A 7,973-nucleotide genomic window follows, 5' to 3' on the forward strand; every position below is an offset into this window, starting at 1 on the left:
GACACGCTGGCGGGCGATGCCGGGGCCAACCTGCTCGACGGCGGGGCTGGCGCCGACAGCCTATCGGGTGGAGCCGGCAACGACACGCTGCTCGGTGGGGCCGGGGCCGACACACTGGATGGCGGAGCGGGCAGCGACACCGCCAGCTACGTCCCCTCGGCCGCGGCGGGGGCGGCGGGCGGTTGGCGTCGGCCTGTTTCAGCGCGCTGCTCAACTCGTCTTGGGAAATCGATCCATCCTCGTCGCTGTCGAGGCTGCTGAACAGTGACGCGGCATCGGTGCTCGACTGGCCGGCAGAAGTCAGAACGGACGTCAGCTCGTCGGCGCTGATGCCGCCGCTGCTGTTGCTGTCCAGGCTGGAATAGAGGTTCTGGGCGAACTGCTGCTGCATCGCGCTCGCCTGCTCCTGCGCCGCCAACAGGGCGCTGCCGCTGCCATAGTCGAACTGGCTGGCGAAGGAACTGAATTCGGTCGTGCTGAGCGAACCGTTGCTGTCGCTGTCCAGGCTGCCCATCAGGCCGTCGACGGCGGAAGACAGCTTCCCGCTGTCGGAGGCGGCTGAGGTGCCGCCGAGCGCGCCCAGCAACTCGTCCTTGGACAGCGACGAGTCGCTGTTGGCGTCCGCCTTGGAGAAGAATTTCTGAAGCGTCGCCGCGCTGTTGGAACTGCCGAGGGAGGAGATCATGGCCGGATGCCCCCGTAAGGTGCCGTCGTGATGGTCAAGATACGCGGGGCGGCCTGGGACTCCTGCGCGGAACGGCGCCGGAATAGATCGGATTTGAGATAATTCTTCAAAATCGGGAGGTGCGCCTCAAAAAGCGCATAGCGAATCCGGCTGCGCTGCGGTGGCGAAGAGGGGGCTGCCTCCTGTATGGTCGCGCCGAAGGTCCACAACCCACCCGTTTACCCTTTCCGTTCGTCCCGTTCCTGCAAAGCACCGTTCCATCTCAAGGTGAGCGATGATCCGGCGTCTGCGTACCCTTCCCTTGATGGTGGCCCTGGCCACGCTGATGGTTCCCGGCTGCATGCCGTACCAGCGGACCCCCAATCCGCCGACCGTTCGGACCGCGCCCGATACCGGAACCGGGCTTGAGCCGATCTATGGGGAGTGGCAGGTGGACAAGCCGACGCCGGCTTATGCCCAGCCGGCGGGCGGCTCGGGCGTCATCGCCACGCTTGGGGCGGGTCAGGCGGTGACCACGCTGGGCCGGGTGCGCAACAGCGACTGGGTTGCGGTGAAGGTCGGCGGCTCCACCGCCTATGTCCGGCTGCATCTGCTGAGCCTGAAGGGCAACACGCCGCGCGGCACCCGCGGCACTTCCACCACCCTGGCGAAGCCCGTCGACAATGCCGGCCCGACCATCAAGGCCGCCCCGCGCGGCAAGATCGGCGCGGCGCCAATCGCCAACTGATCCCAGCGACGGTTGACTTCAGGAAAGGCAGCCCGAAAACAAGACAGGAGTCGCAGGCTCCCCCTCGACACGCGTTCATGATAGAACATATCAGGAACATATGCCTGTCGAGCGGAGCCGAGTCATGCCTGTCCCGTTGTTCCCCTCCCCATCTGCGGACGCGCCGCCGCACGACCGTGCCGGACTGCTGGCCGACCTGCGCGCACGCATCCGGCGGATCGAGGGAGCGGGCGGGGAAGAGGGGAGGACCCTGGCGTTCGGCATCAACTCGGTCGATGGCCATCTGCCCGACGGTGGGCTGCCGCTGGGCTGCCTGCATGCGGTGGCGGCGGACAACCCGGGGGCGGGCACCGGATTCGCCACGGCGCTGCTGGCCCGGCTGGCGACCCCGGAAAGGCCGGCGCTGTGGATCCTGCGCGGGCGCGACCTGTATGCCCCGGGGCTGGCGGCCTATGGGCTGACGCCCGATCGGCTGGTCGCGGTGCGGGCGGTGCGGCCGGTCGATGCACTTTGGGCGATGGAGGAGGCGCTGCGCTGCTCCACCCTGTCGGCAGTGCTGGGCGAGTTGGAAGGGCTGGACCTGACCGCCAGCCGGCGGCTGCAGCTTGCCGCCGAGTCGTCGGGGGTGACCGGATTCCTGCTGGACGCGAGCGCCGGCGCATCGGACGGGCGTAACCGGCGGATGGCGGGCGAGCGGGTGGAAGGGCTCAGCGCCGCGGTGACCCGCTGGCGGCTGGATGCCGTCCCCAGTCTGGATGAGGAGGGGGATGCGGCACCACGCCCGGCCGGAGGCCCGCCGGGGCTGGGAATACCACGTTGGTCTGTCATGCTGGAGCGCTGCCGTGGCGGGCGCCCAGGCAACTGGACCCTCGCCTGGGACGGACAGCGCTGGCACGACGTGGGGAAAGAGGATCGAAGCGGCCTTCGGCAGACCGCAGGACGCGAGTCGGGGCTATGGCCGGCCGGGCAGCCGATGTCCGACAACCGACAGAATCGTTTGTCGGATCACCGCGAACCGGTCGTCGCCAAGCTGACTGCCGGTCAGTAGTCGGTCGCCCAGTCGGGCTCGCGGCGGCCGGGCTGCTCCGACCCGTCCGGCTCGGTCATCCAGCGCGGGTCATCCGCGTCCATCGGGGCGTAGAGCGGCAGCTGGCGGGCGAACTCCGCGCTGTCGGCATCGCGGCGCTGCTTCAGCAGGCGGTCGGCAAGGTGGGCGGGCAGCATGGCAGGTCTCCTTCTGAGCGCCGGATGGCACCGTGGATCAGCCTGACTAAGGCCGGTCCTGGCCCACCCGTCGTCCTGTTTGCCTGGATAATAACTACGCAAGTTCCAGGCCAGCTGTTAAGCGCGTCACACGAGTTCCATGACACACGACTAAGTCTCTACAAACGGTTTATACGAAGCCACTTGAACCCACATGAACAGGTATGACACGAGGGAGTCTTGAGAGGGGATCTGTCGTACGCGCCGTGGCGGCCATCGCTCTTCGGTGAGCAGCGCCGTCCTCGGTGTGAGATGTGTTCCCTTCCGCGTCGTTCCAACCCATATTCGCGGCTAATCCCCTTCAAGGAATGCGTACCTCCCATGCACAGCGCCACCGCCCCCGATTCCTGCCCGACCTGCCTAAAGCCTAATCACCTGTGCATTTGTGAGGCAGTGCAGCCGATCGACAACGGCGTCTTCCTGCTGATCCTGCAGCATCCGCAGGAGAAGCGGGAAAATCTGGGCACCGCCCAGATCGCCCATCTGCAATTCGCCAATTCGATGGTGAAGGTCGGGCTGAGCTGGCCGGGCCTGAAGCGCATCCTGGGGCGCGAGGTCGATCCCAAGCGCTGGGGCGTGCTGTATCTCGGCCCGGTGAAGGATGGTGGCGCTCCGCGGCCGGAGGTGGCGGTGGTCGACAGGAACGGCCAGCCGCTGCGCGACAGTGCGGAGATCCTGGAGGATCTGGAGGGCGTCATCGTCCTGGACGGCACCTGGAGCCAGGCCAAGACCCTGTGGTGGCGCAATGCTTGGCTGCTGAAATGCCGCCGCATCGTGCTGAACCCGCAGTTCCGCTCGCTCTATGGGCAGGCGCGCAAGGAGCCGCGGCGCGACAGCGTCTCCACCCTCGAAGCCGGCGCCTTCCTGCTGTCGCGGCTGGAGGGTGACCAGACCATCATGGACACGGCACTGAAGCCCTTCTCGCTGCTGCTGAAGAAGCTGCGCCCCCCCCGCCCGCGTCCGGCGCTGCCGACCGACGCCGATGCTCCGGCGTCTGCTTCCGATGATGAGGGGGATGAGGGGGCCTGACGCCCGTTCGTGCGGCCGCAACCAACCGGCGGCTGCGCCGTTGATGATGGGTGAGAGGGCCGACGACGTCCGCGCCCGTCATCAACGGAAGAAGGAGAGGGTACGTGCGAGGCATCCTGCTGTGGCTGGTCGGCATTCCGATCCCCGTCATCCTCCTGCTCTACCTGTTCAACATTCTTTGACCGGCCTGGATTCTTTGCTCGGCCCGGCTTCGGTCGGGTTGACGGGGCCACGGCGCCCGGTGCCAAATGCTGGCCGCAAATCCTTTCGATTTTCTTCCCCCGCAATCGAACGAGAGAATGATGGCCAGCGATTTCGTGCCTTTCGGCCTGACGGTCTGCGGTCTCAGCGAGCTTTGCAATTTCGGCGGCGGCAAGGTCAGCCATGTGTTGTCGATCCTCGACCCCGACATGACGGAGCCGAGCGAGTTCGGCGACTATGGCGAACATGAACGGCTGGAACTGCGTTTTCACGATGTCATTGAGCCGACCCCGGGTCAGATCGCGCCGGAACGGTCGGATGTGGAACGCATCCTGGCCTTCGGCCGCGACCTGCTGGCCGAACCGGTGGACTGCCGCCACCTGCTGGTCCACTGCCATGCCGGCGTATCGCGGTCCACCGCGGCGCTGACCATGATCCTGGCCCAGGCGCGTCCCGAACTGCCGGCGGCCGACGCGGTGGGAGCGGTGGTCGCCATCCGGGCCCAAACCTGGCCCAACCTGCGCATGATCGAGTTCGCCGACGACAGTCTCGGCCGCAACGGCGACCTGATCGCCGCCGTGCGCCAGCGCCACCGCACGCTCGGCAAGCAGCGCCCGGAGCTGGTTCAGTTCATGATCGACAATGGCCGCATCCGCGAGGTCGAGGACCTGATCGACTGAGGGAACGGATGCGGCCCCTCAGCCTGTCCCTGCAACAGCCGGTCCTCAATACCCTGCCGGCTGGCCGCCGAAGACACCCTTCGCCCAGGCGCCGATGCGGTGGCGCCACTGTTCGTGCCAGATATAGACGCCGCCCTTGACCCAGTTCATCTGGATCGCGCGGCGCTGGCCTTCGAAGGGATAATGGCCGTGCCAGGAGGTGTCGCTGCGGCGGAAGCACATCAGCGTGCCTTCCTCCGGCGGGACCTCGGCGGCGTAATCCTCCAGGTTCTGGGAGCGCAGGATGCGCAGGCGGCCGCCGGTCGCCTCCCAGGGCGGGTTCATGTAGATCAGCACGGTGATGACCTTGCTGGCCGAATCCGGGTGGATCTTGCCGTCGGTCGGTCGGCACATGCCGCGCGCCGTGAACATGGTCGGGTACTTCGACAGATCCAGGTCGAACTTTTCGGAGAAGGCCTTGCAGACCTCCGGCCCCTTCAGTTCGGCGATCATCCGGTCGAAGCTCGGCCCCTGGGGGAAGACACCCAGCGGGATCGAGCCGGGCTTGTCCACCTTGGGATAGTCGCGGTGCAGCTCTTCCAGATACTCCCGCTTCACGAAGCCCGGAACGCACAGGAAATCATAGGGATCGTGCTGCAGGGGGGTAGCGCGGAACTTGTCCAGATCAAGCATGGACATGGGTACGAGACTCCCAAAGAGCGTGCCGACGGTGGCTTTGCCCCCCAAAACCGGCGTCACTTAAACACGGCGGAAGTTTTATGCAACAGGTTTGTCGGGGAAGCACAATTCTTGCCGCGCCCGCCATTCGGGACCGACATAGTTAACGATGATCGATTTGCGCACCCCGTCGATCGAACGTTTCTCGAAGCCATGCCAAGTGTTGCTTCCGGGGATGAAGATCAGCCCCTCGTTGAAGGCGTAGGGCGCGCGGGCAACGACCGTCCGGCTCTCGTCCAGCACGTCGGTGCCCCAGTGCGAGCAGTTCGGCCCCTTCGAGAGATAGATCAGCATCGTGTATTTCTTGACGCCGATGTCGGTGTGCGGCTCCAGCCAGAAGCCGTCGGTGTCCTGGCAATATTCGATGCGCAGGCTGGTGCCGGTCAGGTCGACGTTGCAGGTCTTCTGGATCGCGTCCACCACCGGGCGGCTCTGGAAGGCCTGGGCCACCGTCTCGCACACCGCGTACCTGCCGCGGTTCTCCTCGCCGAAATAGGTGCGCGACGCGTTGTTGGTTTCGCGCTTGCCATAGGTGTCGGACACCGGGGGCGGTCCCCAGGGCAGATCGGCTATGGCGTCGGCGGACTCTTCCGGCAGCGCCTCGGACAGCAGCCAATGATTGTAGGGCTGGTCGAACAGCCGGCTGTTTTCCAGGCAACGCAGGAAAGAGGCGGAAACGGCGTCGGGAGTGGTCATGGCGGCGGAAGTTCCGGATCGAAGGACGGCCCCGGACCGTGTTCGGTGAAACGGCCGGTTTGCCAGCGCTTATGGCATGGCCGGCGACCGAACTCCGCAGCAAACTGGTCGTACCAGCGGGGTGCGCGCATTGGTCGCGCAGCACCCCGTTCTCCCGTCACGACAGGCCGAATCGCCTGCGGTGGGCGGATAGTCGGCGGCGCACCTCCCCGGCCACCACCTCCGTTTCGTTCAGCGGCACATAGTCCCAATGGTCCAGTGAACCGTCGAAAGGCCGCGTGATGCCGTCCTGGTACAGCCCGTCATGGAAGGCGCGGAACTTGGGCGACCCGCCTTCCAGCTCGATCACATAGACTGGCTTGCCGGTGGAGCAGGCCTCCGACGTCATCGACACGCTGTCGCAGGTCACCACCACGGCGTCGGAAAGGCCGAGATAGGCGAAGTACGGATTCTCGCCGGTGCCGTCCCACACCTCCGCCGGCAGCCCGGACAGGCGGGCGCGCAGGATCGCCTCGTTGTCGGCGCCGGTGCGGCGCGACGGGGTAACCATCAACCCGGCGCCATGGCTGCGCGTCAGGTTGGCCAGCCGTTCGGCCACATCGCCCATGATGGTGGGCGTCAGGCGGTAGACGCCGTTGTCGCCGCCGATCAGCACGGCGATGCGCGGGTGCGGCAGATGGGCCAGACGCGGGGCGAAGCGCTCGGCCGCGTCGGCCAGGATGGTGGGCGTTACCCGGTGCAGGGCGCCGCGGGTCACCATCACATTGTCGCCGCGCAGCTTGTCGTGGCGCGGCACAACGATCAGGTCGAAGTGACGCGGGTTCATCACCGGATCCTGGATCTGGACGGTGAAGGTCCGGCCGCCCGACTGCTGGCGCACCGCCAGCGAGACGGCGATGGATTGCCGCCCGGTGCCGATCAGCAAGTCGGGCCAGGGCGGTTCCACCGGATCGCCGTTGGGGCCGGCGGCGAATCGGTTGCCGATGCGCCAGTAGGGGGTCAGCTGGCGCCAGGGCGTGCGCAGGTGCACGCGCTTGACGACCGGCGTCAGGCCAAGCGACTCCGCCAGACCGATGCACTGGTTTTCCATGCCGGCTTTGCCGTCCGACACAACCCAGCAGGTCAGAGGCGCATTGGTCAGAGGTTGCATGAGAACCCGGATCGTTGAAGCTTCGAAAGGAGGGAAGCCCCCGGGTGGGAGGGCTGCGGCGAAAAGACCGTTATCGGGGTTGCTCGCCCTTGCGGGGGTTTCCGTCTTGGCGTAGACACCATGCCCGTGTAATATCCTTTCTCCAAATCATCCCCGGAGCGACCGAGTAAACCATGCGGCGGGTCAAACTCGACCGAATTGACCGTCGGATTCTGCGCGATCTGCAGAACGACGGCCGGATGACCAATGTGGAGCTTGCCCGACGTGCCGGCATCTCCGCTCCGCCCTGCCTGCGCCGCGTTCGCGCGCTGGAAGAGGCGGGATTCATCCGTGGCTACCACGCCGACGTCAACCCCGATGCACTGGGGTTCGGCGTCACGGTGTTCGCCCAGGTCGGCCTCAGCAGCCAGGCCGAAGCGGACCTAAAGAAATTCGAGGAGCTCGTCAACAGCTGGCCGCTCGTGCGTGAGTGCAACATGCTGGCCGGCGAATATGATTTCGTCCTGAAGATCGTGGCGGAGGACTGGGACGACTACCAGCGCTTCCTGACGACCAAGCTGACGGCGGCCCCCAACGTCGCCCATGTGAAGTCGGCCCTGTCGATCCGCACCAGCAAGCACACCCCCGGCGTTCCCATCGACGTCGATTCGCCCGACATCCCGGAAGGGAATGAGGAGGACGAGGACGAGGATTACGCCGAGGACGAGACCGAGACGCCCGCCCGCGCCACCCGGCGCTGAGCGGGCCCCACTCGCTCGACCCTGTTCGTTCTACAAGGAAGATGCGGCGAGTGCCTGGATCAGGCCCGCCGCCGCTCCCCCCGCC

10 protein-coding genes and 1 pseudogene are annotated in these 7,973 nt (G+C 66.4%); 6 read left to right on the plus strand and 5 right to left on the minus strand.

Going from position 1 to position 7,973, the window contains the following annotated elements; genetic code table 11:
- The first annotated feature begins 30 nt into the window (after positions 1 to 30).
- On the plus strand, positions 31 to 261 hold the full coding sequence (locus GBZ48_RS36870) for a hypothetical protein (protein WP_281362527.1): 231 nt from the start codon (positions 31 to 33) through the stop codon (positions 259 to 261).
- Here the strand turns inward: GBZ48_RS36870 and GBZ48_RS36875 are convergent.
- Positions 218 to 685 (minus strand): annotated as a pseudogene (locus tag GBZ48_RS36875) (EF-hand domain-containing protein); the annotation flags it as partial. The gene GBZ48_RS36870 and the pseudogene GBZ48_RS36875 sit on opposite strands and share 44 nt — an antisense overlap.
- A gap of 274 nt (positions 686 to 959) precedes the next feature.
- Between GBZ48_RS36875 and GBZ48_RS35235 the strand changes: the two are divergent.
- A complete protein-coding gene (locus GBZ48_RS35235) occupies positions 960 to 1,412 on the plus strand; it encodes an SH3 domain-containing protein (protein WP_098738909.1) in 453 nt (150 codons plus the stop codon).
- A gap of 124 nt (positions 1,413 to 1,536) precedes the next feature.
- Positions 1,537 to 2,460 carry an ImuA family protein gene (locus tag GBZ48_RS35240; protein WP_174475275.1) on the plus strand — a complete coding sequence of 308 codons (924 nt, stop codon included), beginning with the start codon at positions 1,537 to 1,539 and terminating at the stop codon, positions 2,458 to 2,460.
- On the opposite strand, the gene GBZ48_RS35245 is transcribed toward GBZ48_RS35240, so the two are convergent.
- Positions 2,454 to 2,636, minus strand: a complete 183-nt coding sequence (locus GBZ48_RS35245) for a hypothetical protein (protein WP_109048109.1) — start codon at positions 2,634 to 2,636, stop codon at positions 2,454 to 2,456. The genes GBZ48_RS35240 and GBZ48_RS35245 overlap by 7 nt on opposite strands.
- 360 nt (positions 2,637 to 2,996) lie before the next feature.
- Here GBZ48_RS35245 and GBZ48_RS35250 point away from each other — a divergent pair, with 360 nt between their 5' ends.
- Positions 2,997 to 3,704 carry a tRNA-uridine aminocarboxypropyltransferase gene (locus tag GBZ48_RS35250; protein ID WP_174475276.1) on the plus strand — a complete coding sequence of 236 codons (708 nt, stop codon included), beginning with the start codon at positions 2,997 to 2,999 and terminating at the stop codon, positions 3,702 to 3,704.
- A 302-nt stretch (positions 3,705 to 4,006) separates the two neighbouring features.
- The gene (locus GBZ48_RS35255) at positions 4,007 to 4,585 is read left to right on the plus strand and encodes a tyrosine phosphatase family protein (RefSeq protein ID WP_174475277.1); all 579 of its coding nucleotides are present in this window, start codon (positions 4,007 to 4,009) and stop codon (positions 4,583 to 4,585) included.
- A gap of 45 nt (positions 4,586 to 4,630) precedes the next feature.
- Here the strand turns inward: GBZ48_RS35255 and GBZ48_RS35260 are convergent, their stop codons facing one another.
- The 3 genes from GBZ48_RS35260 to GBZ48_RS35270 all read right to left on the minus strand — a co-directional run bounded on the left by GBZ48_RS35260 (position 4,631) and on the right by GBZ48_RS35270 (position 7,148).
- On the minus strand, positions 4,631 to 5,263 hold the full coding sequence (locus tag GBZ48_RS35260; RefSeq protein WP_174475278.1) for a 2OG-Fe(II) oxygenase: 633 nt from the start codon (positions 5,261 to 5,263) through the stop codon (positions 4,631 to 4,633).
- 78 nt (positions 5,264 to 5,341) lie between these two features.
- Positions 5,342 to 5,998 (minus strand): 2OG-Fe(II) oxygenase, encoded by a 657-nt coding sequence (locus tag GBZ48_RS35265; RefSeq protein ID WP_174475279.1) that lies wholly within the window; start codon positions 5,996 to 5,998, stop codon positions 5,342 to 5,344.
- Between the two features lie 157 nt (positions 5,999 to 6,155).
- Positions 6,156 to 7,148, minus strand: a complete 993-nt coding sequence (locus GBZ48_RS35270) for a mitochondrial fission ELM1 family protein (RefSeq protein WP_174475280.1) — start codon at positions 7,146 to 7,148, stop codon at positions 6,156 to 6,158.
- Between the two features lie 173 nt (positions 7,149 to 7,321).
- On the opposite strand from GBZ48_RS35270, the gene GBZ48_RS35275 reads away from it, so the two are divergent.
- Positions 7,322 to 7,888: an Lrp/AsnC family transcriptional regulator gene (locus tag GBZ48_RS35275; protein ID WP_174475281.1), complete on the plus strand. Its 567-nt coding sequence runs from the start codon at positions 7,322 to 7,324 to the stop codon at positions 7,886 to 7,888.
- Positions 7,889 to 7,973: the final 85 nt, after the last annotated feature.

It is taken from the genome of Azospirillum melinis (genome assembly GCF_013340935.1).
GTDB lineage: Bacteria > Pseudomonadota > Alphaproteobacteria > Azospirillales > Azospirillaceae > Azospirillum > Azospirillum melinis.